This is a genomic window from Salinibacterium sp. dk2585, assembly GCF_008001035.1.
Classification (GTDB): Bacteria; Actinomycetota; Actinomycetes; order Actinomycetales; family Microbacteriaceae; genus Homoserinimonas.
Genome location: NZ_CP042856.1, coordinates 1754355 through 1771936 on the forward strand (window position 1 = coordinate 1754355; position 17582 = coordinate 1771936).

Here is a 17582-nt window from a genome sequence, read left to right on the forward strand (position 1 = left end):
GTGGCGGCGTCAGACGGCGCGATCGCTGAACCCCGCGCGCCGCGCGCGCTCGACCGCGGCGGGGAGGGCCGCCAGGAGGGCATCGACGTCGGCCTCGCTCGAATCATGGCCGAGCGAGAAGCGCAGGGCGCTGCGAGCATCCGCCTCCGTCAGCCCCATGCCGAGCAGCACGTGCGAGGGCTCCGGGATGCCCGCCTGGCAGGCCGAGCCCGTGCTCGCGGAGATGCCCGCCATGTCGAGCATGAAGAGCAGCGAGTCGCCCTGGCACCCCTCGAAGGTGAAGTGGGCGTTGTTGTCCAGCCGTCCCACGGGATCTCCCCGCAGCACGGCCCCCTCAACACTCGCGAGCACGCCCTCGATGAGGCGGTCGCGCAGAGGCTCGAGGGAAGAGAGCGGATGCTGCGCCGCGACGCCGAACGCGATCGCGGCGGGGGCATCCTGCGTTCCCGACCTCACGTTCCGTTGCTGCCCTCCCCCGTGGAGCAGCGGCTCGAGCGTTGCGCTTCGCGAGAGAGCGAGGGCGCCGATGCCGAGCGGCCCACCGATCTTGTGTGCGGAGATGCTGATGGCGGATGCTCCGCTGTCGCGCAGGGAGACGGGCAGGTGCCCGTAGGCCGAGACAGCGTCCACATGCACGGGCACCCCGTGGGCTGCGGCGAGCGCCGCGAGCTCCTCGACGGGCTGGATGGTGCCCACCTCGTTGTTGGCCCAGAGGAAGGTGAGGAGTGCGATGTCGTCGTGCTTGCGCAGCGCGCTGTCGACGGCGGCGACGTCTATGCGGCCCACGTCGTCGACCGGTAGCCAGTCGACGACGGCACCCTCGTGGGCGGCCAGCCACTCGACCGTGTCGATCGTTGCGTGGTGCTCACCGCGCGGCACGAGGATCCTGGGCCTCGATGCGCCCGCGCCATTGCGCGCCCAGAAGAGTCCCTTGATGCCGAGGTTGACCGCCTCTGTGCCGCCCGACGTGAAGACGACCTCGATGGGGTCGCAGCCGAGCGATGCCGCGACCTGCTCGCGGGCCTCCTCGAGCATCCGCTTGGCGTTCTGGCCGTGGGAGTGGATGGATGCCGGGTTGCCGACGAGATCGAGCGCCGCCACATAGGCATCGCGCACGGCAGGCAGCATCGGCGTCGTGGCCGCGTGGTCCAGGTAGACCGGCATGCTGCTCCTTGCAGGTGAAGTGCTCGTTCCAGAACCCGTATTGGGGTAGCCCTCGTCACTGGCGTGACACGGGCCCTCATTACTCTAGAACGATGGCCACACACGATCCTCTCCGCGACCTCGGGGTGCGCGTCGACGAGGGCGGCGGTGAGCTCCGCATGTGGTCGGCCCATGCGACGGCCGTCGAGGTGTGCCTCTTCGACCACGCGGATGCCGATCGCATCGTGGCGACGGCCCCGCTCAGCCGCGACGAGCACGATGTGTGGAGTGTGCGGCATCCGCTGCTCGTACCGGGTACCCGGTATTCGTTGCGGGTGCGCGGCGAGGGCGAGCGCTTCGATGACCGGCGGAACCTGCTCGACCCCTATGCCAGGGGGCTGGTGCGCAGCCCAAGCGGCGAATGGCGTTCCTATGTGCAGGATGACGCCTTCGACTGGTGCGGGGTCAACAAGCCGCGTGTGCCGCTCGATCACACCGTCATCTATGAGGCGCACGCCAAGGGGATCTCGAAGCTCAACCCGGCGCTGCCGGAGGAGTTCCGCGGAACCTATGCCGGTCTCGCCCACGAGACGGCGATCGCGCAGCTCAAGGACTTGGGCGTGACCACCATCCAGCTGCTTCCGGTGCACCAGTCGGTGAGTGAGGAACGACTCACCAAGCTCGGTTTCAGCAACTACTGGGGCTACAACACCCTCAACTTCTTCACGCCCCACACGGAGTACGCGTCGGCCGCTGCCAGGGCCGGCGGCACTGCGGCGGTGCTGCGCGAGTTCAAGGGCATGGTCAAGCTGCTGCACGAGGCCGGCCTCGAGGTCGTCCTCGATGTCGTCTACAACCACACCTCCGAGCAGGGGCCGGGCGGGCCCACGACAAGTTTCCGAGGGATCGACGACGCCTCCTACTACCGGCAGGATGCCGACGGCAACTACGTCGACGTCACCGGATGCGGCAACTCCCTCAATACCTCGGTGCCCGCGGTGCAGCGGCTCGTCCTCGATTCGCTGCGGTATTGGGCGAATGAGGTGCAGGTCGACGGGTTCCGCTTCGATCTGGCCGCGACGCTGGGGCGCAATGCCGCCCACGAGTTTGACCCGGAGCATCCGCTGCTCCAGGCGATCATCGAAGACCCCCAACTGCAGGGGGTGAAGATGATTGCCGAGCCGTGGGATGTTGGCGTGGGCGGTTGGCAGACGGGCAACTTTCCCGCGGGTTGGATGGAGTGGAACGACGGCTACCGCGACCGGATGCGCGACTTCTGGCTCTCGGACATCGCCGCAGAGCGTCACCACGGCACCGCGAGCCAGGGCATCGGCAGCATGACGCGGCGCTTCGCAGGCTCCGCGCACGTGTTCAACCAAGAGCGCGGACCGCTCGCGAGTGTCAACTTCATCACGGCCCACGACGGTTTCACGATGGCAGACCTGACCTCCTACAACCGCAAGCACAACCTCGGCAACGGCGAGTTCAACCGCGACGGCACCGATAACAACCACTCCTTCAACCACGGGTGGGAGGGGCCGAGCGACGATCCCGAGATCACGACCTGCCGGCGCAAGGCCATGCGCAATCTCCTCGGCACGCTGCTGCTGTCGGCGGGCATCCCCATGATCACGGCTGGCGACGAGTTCGGTCGCAGCCAGCGCGGCAACAACAACGCCTACTGCCACGACGACGAGCTCAGCTGGTTGCCGTGGGAGCACGAGGAGTGGCAGCGCGACCTGTTCGAGATCTCCAAGAAGCTGCTCCGGCTGCGGCGGGAGAACCCCGCGCTGCGCCCGGTGCGCTTCGGCAAGCTGGGCGAGAAGGTGCCGTCGGCGAGCGAGATGCACTGGTACAACGCCGCGGGCTCCGAGATGTCGATCGAGGACTGGGACTCCCCCAGCCAGCGCGTCTCCCAGTACCTCGCGGCGTCGACACCCGAGCACGAGGGGTTCAACCGCATCCTCCTCGTTGTGCAGGGGCGCGAGTCGGAGGAGTTCGTGTGCCTCCCGGAGCATCCCGGCGTCAGCGACTACATGCTGCTGTGGGATTCGGCCCTCGACATCACTGGCCCCGACGTGCACGCGCCCGGTTCGAAGGTGCGAATGGCGCCGACGTCGATGCAGCTCTTCCTGGCCCGCTGATGGCGGTCGGCACCCCTGCGACCGTGGCGCTCGATGCTGCGGGCATCCGCTACTCGGTGCACAGCTACGAGCACGACCCCAGCAATACGAACTTCGGGCTTGAGGCGGCGGAAGCGATCGGCGTCGATCCCGACCGCGTCTTCAAGACCCTGCTGGCGGATGTCGATGGTCGCCTCGTCGTAGGTCTCGTGCCCGTCTCGGGCAAGCTCGACCTCAAGGCGCTCGCTGCGGCCGTCGGCAGCAAGAAGGCGGTGATGGCCGACCCTTCCGTCGCACAGCGTCGCACCGGCTACGTCGTCGGCGGCATCAGCCCGATCGGGCAGAAGATGCGCCACGACACGGTCATCGACGAGACGGCCGAGCTGTGGGACACCGTCTTCGTGAGCGGCGGACGGCGCGGGCTCGATATCGAGCTGGCCCCGTCAGACCTGGTGCGCGTCACCGACGCGCTCGTGTTCGACATCGCCCGCTGACCGGGTCGAGCCCTCCACAGCCGCCGTGGAGGAGCGCCTCTTCTTCACGGCCCCTGCGATGCCGCTCGCGATCATGTAGCCGGCATAGAGGAACAGGCCGATAGCGATTGTCGGGACGATCCATGCGCGATTCGCACCATTGACGAGGTTGTTGACATAGCCGATCCACGGCACTGAGTACCAGAGCTCGCCCTGCACCTGCACGGGGAGCACAGGCGCTGCGTCCTCGACGTCGTTGTTGTCCCCCTTCGTCGTGAACGTGCGCGTGCCATCCGATGAATTGATGATGCCCGTCACGCGGTGGGTGACGACCCCCTCCTTGCCGGATTCGATCTGGTAGGTGATCACGTCGCCCACCTTGACCTGCATGGGGTCGACAGGGCGCACGATGACAAGCGTTCCCGGTGGGAGCTTCGGTTCCATGGAACTGGTCAGCACCGTGAGGGGGGTTGCTCCCACCGCCATCGGGACCACGATGACGAGGAGACCGAGGAGCACGACGAAAGCGAGCAGGCCTGCACTCGCACCGACACCTAGGGAGTACAGGATCCCGCGAGGTGTAGCCTCGTCGGTCTGCGCTCGCTTGCCAGTCACGGGGCACCTCCCGCCTCGGCCGGGCCCGCCGGCCCCGCCGGTCCCTGGGCAGCCTCATCCTTCTTGCGGCGCCTCCCGAGCAGGAAGACTAGGCCGCCCGCGGCCATCGCACCCACCAGGATCAGCACCAGGTATTCCTCGAACAGCTGCCACGTATTGGGGTCGATGACGATCCCCCCGGGCAGGTTGAGCACCGGCAGGTCTCCCGGGGCTTGCGGAACCTCCGTCGCAGGGGCCGTGGTTGAGGACACCCCGATGGCCTGCCCCGGCCCCTCGGGGCCACGGCCGGGCGCACCCACGACTCCGATCGACACATCGCTGCCGCCGCAGCTCGTGGCGGGCAAGCTCCCTGGCCTCGTGTCGCTCAGCGCCGCGGCGAGCGCCACCGTTGCCGTGCCCCCCTGCCCAAGCATGCCGTCGAGGTTGCCGAAGTGAAGCAGCGTATCGACCCGGATCGCCTGGCCCGGCAGTAGCACGGTCCCCTCGTTCAGGACCCAGCAGGGTTGCGCGAGGCTGACGGCAGAGCGCGGTCCCTGGCTTCCGCCGACGGTGGCCTGGAGCGTGAGCGCATTGGCGAAGTCGAGGTCGTCGAAGGTGACGCCCTCAAGGGTGACGCGCAGATAGCCGGCCTCGTCCCCGCTATTGCGGAGCCAGAACGACTCGAGTTCCTCGTCGCCCGGCACCACGGCGCCGAGCGAATCGAAGAGCACGCCAGTGAAGTTCTTGGAATAGCTCGTGCCGTCCGCGCTCACCTCAAGGTTTCCGGATGCTGCGTGCGCGGGCAGCGCGCCACCCGCCAGCATCGCGGCGACCGTCATTGCACCCAGGGCCAACGCTCCGACTGCTTTCCGCCGCGTCATCCGATCGCTCCGCAGCGCACATCGTTGCCGGGGACGAAGCCGATGGGGTCGTAAGTCGTCACCGTGAGGGGGTTCGACGGTTCGGATTGGACCGAGCCCGCGAATGCGCGCACCGTGATCGTTCCGCCCTGGGTGATCACCGCGGTACTGCCGTTGGCGGTGAACTCGGTCCCCGTGATCGCGGAACCGATGGCGGCGCCATTCCGGTAGAGCCGGTAGGACGTTGCGCCGGGAACAGCCGTCCACACGATGCGGGCCGTGTCGTAGGTGTAGAGGAGGGTCCAACGCGTCCCGTTGATGCAATCCACGATCCTCGGCGCCGCAAGGCCGGCAACGTTCTGCGTGAACGATCGGGTCGTGCTCGGATCCGTCGCGGTCCAGTTGTCGCCAACCCGGCCGGAGAACGTCAGGGTGGGTGTCAGGGAGAGGCCGGCCACCTCCCCCAGCGTTCCCGTCAACGTCGTTGCGACGCAGAGCACGACGGAGCCGGCAGCGGGAACCGTGCCGAGCCCCGCGGGGAGCGACAGGATTGAAGCTGACAGGCTCGCCGACGCCTTCACTGTCGGCGCCGCCGGAATGGAGGCGGGGCACGTGCTACCGGACCTGGCCCACACCGTGAGAGTGACGTTGGCTGCGGGGAGTGCGCCGGTCGTCGCAATGGCGACAGACGTAAGAGGGAGGGCGACCGACCCCGAGTTGCTCAACGTGACGGGCACGATCTTCGAACTCTCGACGCTCGTGTAGGTGTGGGCGAGGTTCGGGATGCCAGAACTGGCGAGCGTGATGGTGCCGTTCGACGCCGCGGAGGACGCGGTCGTGGTGGCCCTCCAGGCCGCGAAGCTCACGGTGGAGCCCATCGCCAGGATGAGGGCAAGGGCGATGGCGATCGTCGTGCGAGGGCGGATCAGCCGCGCCGCGCGTCCGCTGGCATCGTTCACTGCTGCACTCCGCTCAGTGTGATCGTGAACTGCGTGCTCTGTCCCGCAGCCCCGAGTGCCGCCGATGCGGGCATCTGGGCGACGAAGCACAGCGTCGCCGACTGGCCGGGCTGCACGGTCGCAAGGGCGGTCCCGAGGGGTGCCCCTGCTGCGGGCAGGCCACTGCAGTCGCCGGCGGCGACCCCGCCCACGAGCGCAGCGGCCGCGTTTGAGCTGGCGACCGACGAGGCGGAGACGCTGAGCGCCACATCGCCGGTGTTGCTCACGGTGAACGGTGATCGCTGCACGAGCCCGGGCGAGAAGTTGGTCATTGCGGTGGGAGCCGTCGCGGTCAGGCGCGCGCTGCCTGCGGTGACCATCACGCCCGCTCCCGAACTCGTCGAAGCGTTGAGGTAGGCGTAGGTGCCGCCGGTGCCCAGGGCACCGATCACGACGGCCACGCCTACGCTGAGTACGAGGCTCAGGATCCTACTGAGGACATTCGAGGGGCGCCGAGAGCCGGCGGTCGTGGGCTGCATTGCTTCCGTCACGATCGTCACCTCCTCGAGTTCCTGTCTTCTTCGTGCTGTTACCTGTAGACGCCGGGGTGCCGGGCACGCTGCGTGGCAGCGTGCCCGACTGGACGTCAGTTGGTCTGCGAGACCGTGACGGCGAAGCCGCTGAGGTCCACGCGGCCCGCCATCGCTGCGTTCTCAGCACCATCGGCACCGTTCGGGAATGTGATGGTGGCCGACACGGTGACGTCGGTGGTTCCGGTGTTGACGGCCAGCGTCGAGCCGGACGTGCCGTCGACGGCGAATGTGGCGCTGCTGCCGAGAAGGTTCGCGAGGGCGGTGTCTGCGGTCGTGGGCGAGCTGGGCACGGAGATGGCCGAGCCGGACAGCTCGAGCTCGGCCTCCAGGTTGTCGCCCGTCGCGGTGACCGTGAAGTCACGCGAGAAGGTCAGCTGGTCGCCGGGAACAGCGCGGAAGGTGGCGATGTTCGCGACCGTCTGCGGAGCGCCAGTGCCGTTCTTGACGGTCCAGGTGCCGTCGCTGCCAGCCTTGGCCTGCACGTTCAGCGTGCCCGCCGTGATGGTCGCGGAGCTACCGGTGTTGGCCGCCGACACGGATGAGTTCCATGAGGCGAGCGTGCCCGCGCCACCGAGGAGCAGTGCAATGCCAGCTGCGCCGGCGATGGAGCCCTTGAGAAGCTTGTTCATGATGTTTCCTTTCGCTGGACATCGCGAAGGATGCCGGGTTGGGTGGCCCGATGCGCGCACGCTGACGCCGCCCCGGGTAGGGCCTGTGGCGTGCGTGCAAGACGATTCGGGTTGTCTTGTATGGGTTTCCTCGCGGGGGTCTAGGCCGCTCGGGTCGTGGTGCTGGTAAGGCTTGGGATGAGCGATCCACCATCCGATATTCCGCTCAGGGTGTTCCCCCGCACATGACTGTACGAACGTGTCTGTCCTGCCGCATCGAATCTCTGTCCCCAATCGTGGGGGTCCCCCTAAATACGGACCCATCTCGTCCCCCGAATCCGGCGAAATGTCCCCCTAAAGCCCTGTGGATGCCGCTCTTCCCTCCCTGCGCGAGGAGGGAGCGAGTACGGTCAAGATCGTGGCTACACCGAAACCGACCCCCCAGCTCGCGACGGCCGACTACACACCGAAGACTGGCCGCATCGCCATCCGCGACCGCAGCCCACAGCAGCCGGAGAACCAGTGGCCAGCCAAGTCATTCGTGGGCGAAGTCGTGCCCTTCGAGGCGACCGTCTTCATGGAGGGCCACGACATCCTTCGCGTCGACATCCTCCTCAGTGACCCCCTTGGCGCGCAGGAGAGGCACCGGATGCGCCCGGTCGCCCCAGGTACCGACCGCTGGCGTGCCGAGGCGCAGGTCTCCGCGCCCGGGGTATGGACGTGGAGCGTGCGGGCCGCGGTTGACGAATGGGCCACCTGGTTGCACAACGCCAAGATCAAGGTGCCCGCCGGCATCGACGCTGAGCTCATGATGGCGGAGGGGGCCGCGATGCTGTCGGCATCGGCGAGCGCCATCCCCGCACTCAAGGACGCGGCGACCGTGCTCGCGAACACGAAGCTCTCGCCGATGGAGCGCTTGGCTGCGGCATCCGACTCCAGGCTTGCTGCCGAGATAGAGCGCACCCCGATCACGAGCCGTACGACCCTCAGCCTGCCGCTGGACCTCCGCGTCGAGCGCACGCGTGCTGCGGTCGGCAGCTGGTACGAGTTCTTCCCCCGCTCGGAAGGCGCCAAGCAGAAGAAGGACGGCACCTTCAAGAGCGGCACGTTCCGCACTGCGGCCCGCCGCCTCCCGGCCGTCGCCGCGATGGGCTTCGACGTCGTCTACCTCCCGCCGATCCACCCCATCGGCACCGCCTTCCGCAAGGGACCCAACAACACGCTGCATGCCGGGCCGAACGACCCCGGTTCCCCTTGGGCGATCGGCGCGAAAGAAGGCGGGCACGACGCCGTCCATCCAGACCTCGGCACCCTCACCGACTTCAAAGCGTTCGTGGCGACCGCGAAGAAGGCCGGGCTCGAGATCGCGCTTGACCTTGCCCTCCAGTGCTCCCCCGATCACCCGTGGGTCACGGAGCATCCCGAGTGGTTCACGACGCGGGTCGACGGCTCGATCGCCTACGCCGAGAACCCGCCCAAGAAGTACCAGGACATTTACCCGCTCAACTTCGACAACGACCCCGAGGGCCTCAGCCGCGAGGTGCTGCGCATCGTCGAGCACTGGATCGCGACGGGCGTGCAGATCTTCCGCGTCGACAATCCCCACACCAAGCCGCTGTGGTTCTGGGAGTGGCTGCTGCACGAGGTCAACAGCAAGCATCCTGATGTCGTCTTCCTGGCGGAGGCCTTCACACGCCCAGCGATGCTGCGCTCGCTGGCGCAGGTCGGCTTCCAGCAGTCGTACACCTACTTCACCTGGCGCAACACGAAGGAGGAGCTCGAGGAGTACCTCACGGAACTCACGCGCGAGACCGCTGACTACTTGCGGCCCAACTTCTTCGTCAACACCCCTGACATCCTCACGGAGTACCTGCAGTTCGGCGGGCCGGCCGCCTACAAGGTGCGCGCTGCGATCGCCGCGACCTCGTCGCCGACCTGGGGTGTGTACTCCGGCTATGAGCTGTTCGAGGATGTCGCGCGCCCGGGTTCCGAGGAGAACATCGACAACGAGAAATACGAGTACAAGGTTCGCGACTGGGAGGCCGCCGAGGCGGAGGGTCGCTCGCTTGCGCCCTACCTGCGCCAGCTCAACCGCATCCGCTCGGAGCACCCCGCGCTTCGACAACTGCGAAACCTCGATGTGCACTGGAGCGATGACGACTCGATCCTCGTCTACAGCAAGTACCTCGACGGGCAATACATTCGCTCTGGCCAGTCGGACGGGCTCATCATCGTCGCGAACGTCGACCCGCACGCGGTGAGGGAGACCATGGTGCACCTCGACCTCACGCGCCTCGGCCTGCAACACGGCGACGAGTACGAAGTGACCGATCTCCTCACAAAGCAGCGCTTCACCTGGTCGAGCGACAACTTCGTGCGGCTCGACCCGTTCACAGAGCCCGTGCACATCCTGCGCGTTGACTACCGGAGCACGAGTGAAGAGAGCGCCAAGGCATGACGCGCGACACCACCCTCGAAACCGGCACCATCCTCGCGATCGCTGAGGGGCGGCATCCGCACCCCCACAGCGTGCTGGGGCAGCATGAGCGCGATGGCAACGTCGTCATCCGGGCGCTACGACCCCTCGCCGCAGCGGTCGAGGCGGTCTTCGACGACGGCGCACGCCTGGCACTCGCGCATGTCGCTGACGGGTTGTGGCAGGCTAGCGCATCAGCCCCCGCGCGCCCCTACCGGCTCGAGACCCGCTACGAGGGTGCCCCCGCGTGGATCGCCCATGACCCCTACCGCTTCGGGCCCACCCTCGGCGAGATGGACGTGTACCTGTTTGGCGAGGGCCGACACGAAGAACTGTGGCGGATGCTCGGGGCCCGCTTCACGACGCACGAGGGCGTCGAGGGCACGGCGTTCGCCGTGTGGGCACCGCACGCGCGGGCCGTGCGCATCATGGGCGACTTCAACGGGTGGAATGGCGTCGGTCACGCCATGCGCCGCCTCGACGACAACGGGGTCTGGGAGCTCTTCATCCCCGAGCTCGAGCCAGGCAGCAACTACAAGTTCGAGATCCTCACCCGCCACGGCGACTGGGTGAGCCGCGCCGACCCCATGGCCCGCTACACCGAGGTACCGCCCAAGACCGCGTCAGTCGTGGGCAGGAGCAGTTACGAGTGGGGCGACAACGAGTGGCTCGCGCGGCGCGCGGCGCGCGACCCACACAACACGCCCATGAGCGTCTACGAACTCCACCTGGGCTCCTGGCGTCCCGGGCTCGGCTACCGTGACGTCGCGGATCAGCTCATCGACTACGTGACCGAGCTGGGCTTCACGCACGTCGAGTTCATGCCGCTCGCCGAGCATCCCTATGGTCCCTCCTGGGGCTACCAGGTCACCGGTTACTACGCGCCGACGAGCCGTTTCGGTCACCCCGACGACCTGCGTTACCTCATCGACCGCCTCCACCGGGCGGGCATCGGCGTGCTCATGGACTGGGTGCCCGGCCACTTCCCCAAAGACGAGTGGGCGCTCGCGAACTTCGACGGCATGCCGCTCTACGAGCACAGCGACCCACGCCGCGGCGAGCAGCCCGACTGGGGCACGCTCGTATTCAACTTCGGCGACTCCCAGGTGCGAAATTTTCTCGTCGCCAACGCCCTCTATTGGCTTGAGGAGTTCCATATCGATGGCCTCCGCGTCGACGCCGTCGCGAGCATGCTCTACCTCGACTACTCGCGCGACGAGTGGTTGCCCAATGAGTTCGGCGGCCGCGAGAACCTCGAGGCCATCAGCTTCCTGCAGGAGGTCAACGCGACCGCCTACAAGCGCTACCCCGGCATCGTCATGATCGCGGAGGAGTCGACCGCGTTCCCGGGCGTCACGCGCCCCACGGCGGGCAACGGCCTCGGCTTCGGCCTCAAGTGGAACATGGGTTGGATGCACGACGCCCTGCAGTACGTCGCCGTCGATCCCATGTGGCGCTCACACCACCACCACGACATCACCTTCAGCCTGCAGTACGCCTTCAGCGAGAGCTTCCTGCTGCCGATCAGCCATGACGAGGTCGTGCACGGCAAGGGCTCGCTGCTCGGCAAGATGCCGGGCGACCAGTGGCAGAAGCTCGCGAACGTGCGCGCGTTTCTCGCCTACATGTGGGCGCATCCGGGCAAGCAGTTGCTCTTCATGGGCCAGGAGTTCGGCCAGCCATCCGAATGGAGCGAGCAGCGCGGACTCGACTGGTGGATTCTCGACCAGCCGGCCCACCAGGGGCTGCACCGTCTGGTCGGCGAGCTCAACCGCGTCTACGCGGCTGAGCCCTCACTGTGGCAGAGGGACAATGACCCGCGCGGCTTCCAGTGGCTGGTCGGCGACGATGCCACCAACAATGTCGTGGCCTTCGTGCGCTGGTCGGCAGACCGGCAGCCGGTCGTCGCGGTCGTGAACTTCTCCGGCATCGCCGTGGGGCCCTACCGCGTCGGCCTGCCCCAGGCGGGCGAGTGGGTCGAGCTCGTCAACACGGATGCCACGGAGTTCGGCGGCTCGGGCGTCGGCAATTTCGGCATGGTCACCGCCGACGAGACACCGTCACACGGGCAGCCGGCATCGGCGGAACTCACGATCCCCCCGCTCGGCGCGCTCTACCTCAAACCGCGCGCGTGACTGCTCAGTAGAGCAGGTTCGTGAGCTGCCGACGGGCTGCGATGACGCGCGGGTCCTCCGCGCCGGCAACCTCGAAGTACTCGAGCAGGCGCGTGCGCACGCGGTCGCGGCCGTCCTGGTCGAGCGCGATGAACAGGTCGAGGAGGCGCGCGAACGCATCCTCGAGGTGACCGCCCGAGACGTCGAGGTCGGCGACATCCAGTTGCGCGTCGAGATCCTTGGGCGCGTCCGCGGCGGCGGTGCGGATCTGGGCTGCGGCCTTGCCGGAGAGCCGGTTCAGCAGCGACACCTGTGCGAGGCCGGCAACAGCAAGCTGGTCTCGCGGGTCCTGTGCGATCGCCTTCTCGTATGCGGCGATCGCCGCCGGGAAGTCGCCCCGCTCGATCGCGTCGTACGCCTCCTGGTGCAGGGGTGGAAGGGGCTCCTCCTGCGGCTCGGCATCGTCTGCTTGCTGGCCGTCCACAGTCACGGCACCCGAGACACCGTTCTGCGCTGCCAGGGCGAGGAGTTGTTCGAACACGGCCCGGAGCTGGTCCTCGGCGACCTCCCCCTCGAACAGCGCGAGAGGGCGCCCCGCCACGATGGCGGCGACGGTCGGTACGGCCGCGACGTTGAACGCCTGCTGCAGTTGCGGGTTTCGAGTGGCATCCACGCTCGCGAGCACGAGACGCCCACCGAAGGATTTGACGACGGATGCGATGCCCTGCCACGGCTCGCCGGCATTGAACTCCACGACGACCGGCACGGTGTTGGAGAGTTCAAGCAGGCCCTGGAGCGCTGCGTCGCCGCTTTCGAGCGCGAGCGACGGGACGGTCATCGTCCCAGGCGCGGAGCCTCCCGCCGCAGCACCGCCCGCCTGAGGTCCGCCCTGCGGAGCCGAGGGCTGCGCCTGCGCGGCGGGCCGGACGAGGGATGAGAGGTCGACGGCACCACGCAGGTGCGCGCCGGAGGGGGGAACGCTGGTCATGGGAGTTCTCCTGCCGCTGTCACGCCTTCGGTCGCCCCAATGAGACGGATCTTCTCGTCACTGCCTGCCGGCGGCACATAGAAGAGCAGCTGGTAGCCATAGGTGACGTAGACACCCTTGGTCGTCTCGGTGAGGCCGGTCATCAACTTTACCGTCGGCCCCACGCTGATGGTGGCCCCCGCTTCCGTCGGCGTGACGGTTTCGGTGTCACCGAAGTTCAGCGTCAGAAGCGCGCCGGTGTCGTTGGTCGCGAGGGCGATGCGCTCACCTGTTCCCTCTGCAGGGGTGGTCGCGAGCGCCACGGGACCGGAGACGGCAGCGGCACGCGCTGCCCGGGCATCCGGGCCGGCGATCGAGAGGAAGGAGTCGTTCTCGAGATCGAACTCCTCCGCGTACTCACTCGCGGTGCCGTTCAGCAGCACGTCGGCATACGCCGTGGCGACCTGCTCGGGCGTGAGCTTGAGGAACTTGTTGTCGGGTGAGTAGCGCACGGCGCCCACGGTCTCAGCGGCGACCTGCGGGAAGGGTTGCTCGGTCGCTTGCAGCTTCACCCCGTACTGCACGCGATAGTTCTCGCGCGGGGACTCCTGCTGCAGCACGTAGGCCATCGGCACGACCGTCTCGTCCTCGGGGTCCTGCACGATCACCAGCGCGACGCGGGGCCACGCATCCGTCTGCTGCGGCAGCGAGAGCGCGATCGGCTCGGCGTGCACGGGTGTGGGCGCAGGCTGGGCGCCGTCGGCGGCCCGCATGACGTAGTTGGACTTGCGCATCTCGAGGGCCGGACCTTCGAAGCGCGTCGCCAACAGGTCGGCGTCGAGCGACGCATCGGCCTCTGCGGCAACCGTGGCAATGTCCGCCATGATGCTGCGAAGCTGCGCCTCCGTGACCGCGACATCTTTGAGTGCAGCCACGCTGGCCTCGGCACCCGCGGTCGCCGACGGCGAAGGCTCGGGTTCGTCGATGCGCGGCCACATGTCTGGCGAGCAGCCCGTGAACACGAGCGAGCCGATGAGCAGCCCCGGCACAACCGCGATGCGTGCCCGGCCCGAACGCCGCCCGCGCGTGGAGGCTTCCGGCCGCGGTGCCGCGGGACGCACTGCCTTGGCGGCCTTCCGGGCGCTGTACTTCGGTGGCCGCGGCATCTTCTGCCCCTTGCCGGACTTGCGGCGCGGGCCACGCATGCGACGCCAGTGCGCGAGCGCCCAGAGGTAGAGACCGATTCCGGCGATGAGCAACACGACACCGGCGACAATGAGCGGCCCAGCCCAGGGCGTGCGATTGTCGAGTGGCCACGCGATGCTGACGTCCTTCGGTGCCGCCTCTTTGCCGTTCGACATGACGAGCACAGAGATGCCCTCCGGCACATTGGCCATGAAGGTCAGGGCAGCTTCGCCCGTGTACTCCGCCAGCCACAGGTCAGAGCCCAGCGCGCTCGGCACGGTCTCCTCTTCGCCCTCGACGAGTTCCGCCTCGAGTGAGTCCGACTCCTCGTCCAAGGTCAGTACGTTGTGTGTGGCGTCGCCGATCCAAGCCTGGACGTCGGCGGTCCGGCCGTACACCGCCACGATGTCCCCCGGCCCGCTGATGTTCAGGCGCTGCCGGCCGTCGTGGGCGTGGAGCGTCTCGCTCTCGATGAGCGTCACGGGCGCGTCATCCATCGACGACGTTTCCGCGACGAGACGCTCTGGTCCCGCGAACACGGTTCGCTGGGCGAGGCCGAGACCGATCAGTACAAAGGCAAGAACAAAGCTGACGATCGCTGCTACAAACCGCAACGAACCCTCCTCTCTCGGTGCCGTGTCGGATCTGGGGTGCCGCCGACACGAAGGAGGTTCCCCGGTCAGTCGGCCTGTGGCGCCCTCTTGTTCGGGTACCGAAACGGCAGGCGAAGACATTCCACACTAAGTCATCGAGTCTGAATGCCTCCTAACAGCGGGCTGAATGCGCCGACTCGCGGATGCGAGGAGGATTGCTCACAGCGCACATCGAACGACTCGAATCGGGTCGCTGTCCCCCACCGACTAAACTCAGCTAGCGGAACCAGCCGACGCTGATTCGACGACCACAGGAGACGACCGTGCCCATCGACGAGGGATCGTTCAGCACCACAATGCGCGGCTACAACCGCGAGGAGGTCGACTCCGCCCTCCAGGATCTTCGCCGCGAACTCATCAAGGCGAATGCTGACAAGGCAGAGGCCACCAAGGAGATCAAGCGCCTCAAGGCGACGGTCGACGACCTCCAGGCCGAACTCGATGAGACCGGCAGCCCGACGTATGCGGGCCTCGGCACCAAGCTCGAGAACACGCTCCGCGTCGCCGAGGAGCAATCGACCCGGCTCATCAGCCAGGCCGACATCGATGCCGAGAAGCTCCGCAGCACGGTGCAGGCAGAGGTGCAGGCGCTCCGGGCGGAAGCCGCAGAGGCCGCAGACAGCCTGATCGCCGATGCGACGGCACGCGCCGACAAGATGCTGGCGGATGCGCGCACTGACGCCGAGGACCTTGTCACCAGGGCACGCGTCGAGGCCGAGACCCTGACGCAGGACGCGCTGCGCGAGGCTGCGAGCATCCGTGGCGCTGTCGCCACCGAGGCAGCTGAGGTGCGTACAAGCGCCAAGCGCGAGGCTGCTGCCGTTCGTGCGGAGGCAGAGCGAGAAGTCGCCGAACTGCGCGCCGTCGTGGACCGCGAAGCAGGCGAAGCCCGGGAGGCCGCCGTCGCCCTCGCCCGTGACACGGAACGGGGCAGGGCCGAGTTCACGGCCGAAAGCGAGAAGCAGCGCGGCGACCTCGAGCGCGAGATCGAGCAGAAGCGCACCGACCTCGACCGGCACGTCGAGCAGACGCGGGCAGAACTGGCGGCCACCGTCGAGTCCACTCGCGCCGAGTTGGCACGGGAGATCGCCGAGGCGCGCACCTCGCTTGAACTCGACACCGCGGAGGCACGCGGCGCACTCGAGCGCGACACCCGCGAGGCCCGCGGTGCTCTCGAACGCGAGACGAGCGAGGCGCACGCCACGCTCGCGCGCGAGACGGCAGAGGCCAGGGCCCAGCTCGCCACCGAGACAGCGGATGCCCGTGCTGAGCTCGAACGCGAGACCACGGAACAGCGTGCCGCCCTCGCGCACGAGATCCTCACCCGGCGCAGTGAGCTCGACCGTGAGATCACGAGCAGGCGCGAAGAGCTGGAACAGGAGATCGCCACACGCACGGCGGAGATCACCCAGGAGGTCGATGCCAAGCGCACCGACATCGACCATGAGGTTGCGTCCAAGCGTTCGGCGATCGACCAGGAGGTCGCCGCGAAGCGAAGTGCGGCGGACCAGGAGGTCGCCAGCAAGCAGTCCGCGATCGACCTCGAGGTGTCGACCCGGCGGGGCGAGCTCGAACGCGATATCGAGTCGCGCACTCTCGAAGTCGAGCGTGAACTCGAGACCCGAGCCCAGGAACTCGAACGCACGATCGAAGCCCGCATGCAGGAGCTCGAACGGGAGATCGAAACCCGTCGCAGCGAGATCGAGCACGAAGTCGCGGCGAAACGCAGCGAGATCGAGCAGGAAGTCGCCGCGAAGCGCAGCGAGATCGACCACGAAGTAGAGGCCAAGCGCAGCGAGGTCGATCAAGAGGTCGCCAGCAAGCGCAGCGAGATCGCACAGCAAGTCGCGAATAAGCGCGCAAAGGTCGACCAGGAGGTCTCAACGAAGCGCACTGCGATCGAGCGGGAGGTCGCCACCCGCACGGCCGAGCTCGAGCAGCACGTGGCCGAGGAGACCGCTCGCCTGCAGGAGGAGACGAGCCGCGTGCGCGGCGAACTCGAGGCAGATGCCACGCGAATCCGCACAACCCTCGAGCAGGAGGCGGAGCGGGTGCGCGCCGCACTCGAGCGGGAGGCGGCGCAGACACGTGCCGACCTTGAGGAGGAGACGACAACGACGCGTACGACACTCCACGAGGAGACGACACGCGCACGCAGCGAGCTCGAAGAAGAGATCTCCCGTGCCCGGGCCGAACTGGAGCTCGAGATCGCCGGGCGCCGGACAGCTGCGGAGGAGGAGACGACAACGTCACTCGAGCGGCTCCGCCGCGACGTCGAGAAGCAGCGCAAGGACCTCGCTCGTGAGGCAGAGACCCAGCGCGCAGCGCTCAAGCACGAGGACGAGACGGTGCGGGCGGCTCTCGCAGCTGAAGCCGACGAGGCACGCGCCACGATCGCGCGGGAGACTGAGCAGGCACGCATCGACCTCGACGTCGAACTCACCGCCCGGCGCGACGAAGCCGAGAAGGACTTCCTCGCAAAACAGCAGGAGGCGGTCGCCCAGACACAGAAGTACCTCGAGGAGGCCCAGGCCCAACTCGCCGACGTCACGAAGCGCGCAGCCGAAAAGCGGGCGGAGGCCGAGCACCTCGAGGCGACTTCGAGGGCGGAGGCGCGAGCCCTGCGCGAGGAGACCTCCGCGACCGCGGCGGAAATCCTCGCCAACGCCGAGAAGCGCGCACGCGCCATCGTCGACGAGGCCGAGCGTGACTCGGCAGGGCTCGTGTCGGAGGCGGAGGAACGGCTCGCCAAGATTAGGATCGAGCGAGACGCCGTCGCTGGGTACTTCGAGAACCTCCGTGGCATGCTCAAGGAGGCGGAGAGGATCTCCGGCGACAACTAACACCACGGGAGC

General features: G+C 67.7%; 13 protein-coding genes. 5 read left to right on the top strand and 8 right to left on the bottom strand.

Annotated elements, in window-relative coordinates; genetic code table 11:
- Positions 1 to 9: 9 nt before the first annotated feature.
- Positions 10 to 1164: a cysteine desulfurase family protein gene (locus tag FVA74_RS08245; protein WP_147721565.1), complete on the bottom strand. Its 1155-nt coding sequence runs from the start codon at positions 1162 to 1164 to the stop codon at positions 10 to 12.
- Between the two features lie 92 nt (positions 1165 to 1256).
- On the opposite strand from FVA74_RS08245, the gene glgX reads away from it, so the two are divergent.
- Complete coding sequence (gene glgX, locus FVA74_RS08250; protein WP_147721566.1) at positions 1257 to 3287, top strand: glycogen debranching protein GlgX; 2031 nt, start codon at positions 1257 to 1259, stop codon at positions 3285 to 3287.
- Positions 3287 to 3760 (top strand): Cys-tRNA(Pro) deacylase, encoded by a 474-nt coding sequence (ybaK, locus tag FVA74_RS08255; protein ID WP_147721567.1) that lies wholly within the window; start codon positions 3287 to 3289, stop codon positions 3758 to 3760. Before glgX ends, ybaK begins: the two co-directional genes overlap by 1 nt.
- Here ybaK and FVA74_RS08260 read toward each other — a convergent pair.
- The 5 genes from FVA74_RS08260 to FVA74_RS08280 all read right to left on the bottom strand — a co-directional run bounded on the left by FVA74_RS08260 (position 3710) and on the right by FVA74_RS08280 (position 7353).
- Complete coding sequence (locus FVA74_RS08260; RefSeq protein WP_147721568.1) at positions 3710 to 4354, bottom strand: signal peptidase I; 645 nt, start codon at positions 4352 to 4354, stop codon at positions 3710 to 3712. The two genes, ybaK and FVA74_RS08260, sit on opposite strands and share 51 nt — an antisense overlap.
- The gene (locus tag FVA74_RS08265) at positions 4351 to 5187 is read right to left on the bottom strand and encodes a hypothetical protein (protein ID WP_147721569.1); all 837 of its coding nucleotides are present in this window, start codon (positions 5185 to 5187) and stop codon (positions 4351 to 4353) included. The genes FVA74_RS08260 and FVA74_RS08265 overlap by 4 nt, the downstream gene beginning before the upstream one ends.
- A 23-nt stretch (positions 5188 to 5210) precedes the next feature.
- Positions 5211 to 6152 carry a hypothetical protein gene (locus tag FVA74_RS08270; protein ID WP_147721570.1) on the bottom strand — a complete coding sequence of 314 codons (942 nt, stop codon included), beginning with the start codon at positions 6150 to 6152 and terminating at the stop codon, positions 5211 to 5213.
- On the bottom strand, positions 6149 to 6682 hold the full coding sequence (locus FVA74_RS08275) for a hypothetical protein (RefSeq protein WP_147721571.1): 534 nt from the start codon (positions 6680 to 6682) through the stop codon (positions 6149 to 6151). The genes FVA74_RS08270 and FVA74_RS08275 overlap by 4 nt, the downstream gene beginning before the upstream one ends.
- Positions 6683 to 6777: 95 nt before the next feature.
- A complete protein-coding gene (locus FVA74_RS08280; RefSeq protein ID WP_147721572.1) occupies positions 6778 to 7353 on the bottom strand; it encodes an alternate-type signal peptide domain-containing protein in 576 nt (191 codons plus the stop codon).
- 397 nt (positions 7354 to 7750) lie between these two features.
- On the opposite strand from FVA74_RS08280, the gene FVA74_RS08285 reads away from it, so the two are divergent.
- A complete protein-coding gene (locus tag FVA74_RS08285; protein ID WP_370454534.1) occupies positions 7751 to 9790 on the top strand; it encodes an alpha-1,4-glucan--maltose-1-phosphate maltosyltransferase in 2040 nt (679 codons plus the stop codon).
- A complete protein-coding gene (glgB, locus tag FVA74_RS08290) occupies positions 9787 to 11943 on the top strand; it encodes a 1,4-alpha-glucan branching protein GlgB (protein ID WP_147721574.1) in 2157 nt (718 codons plus the stop codon). Before FVA74_RS08285 ends, glgB begins: the two co-directional genes overlap by 4 nt.
- A gap of 4 nt (positions 11944 to 11947) precedes the next feature.
- Here glgB and FVA74_RS08295 read toward each other — a convergent pair whose 3' ends face one another.
- Both FVA74_RS08295 and FVA74_RS08300 read right to left on the bottom strand, forming a co-directional pair.
- Positions 11948 to 12910: a tetratricopeptide repeat protein gene (locus FVA74_RS08295; RefSeq protein WP_147721575.1), complete on the bottom strand. Its 963-nt coding sequence runs from the start codon at positions 12908 to 12910 to the stop codon at positions 11948 to 11950.
- Complete coding sequence (locus FVA74_RS08300; RefSeq protein WP_147721576.1) at positions 12907 to 14688, bottom strand: hypothetical protein; 1782 nt, start codon at positions 14686 to 14688, stop codon at positions 12907 to 12909. Before FVA74_RS08300 ends, FVA74_RS08295 begins: the two co-directional genes overlap by 4 nt.
- Before the next feature lie 302 nt (positions 14689 to 14990).
- On the opposite strand from FVA74_RS08300, the gene FVA74_RS08305 reads away from it, so the two are divergent.
- The gene (locus tag FVA74_RS08305; RefSeq protein WP_147721577.1) at positions 14991 to 17570 is read left to right on the top strand and encodes a DivIVA domain-containing protein; all 2580 of its coding nucleotides are present in this window, start codon (positions 14991 to 14993) and stop codon (positions 17568 to 17570) included.
- Positions 17571 to 17582: the final 12 nt, after the last annotated feature.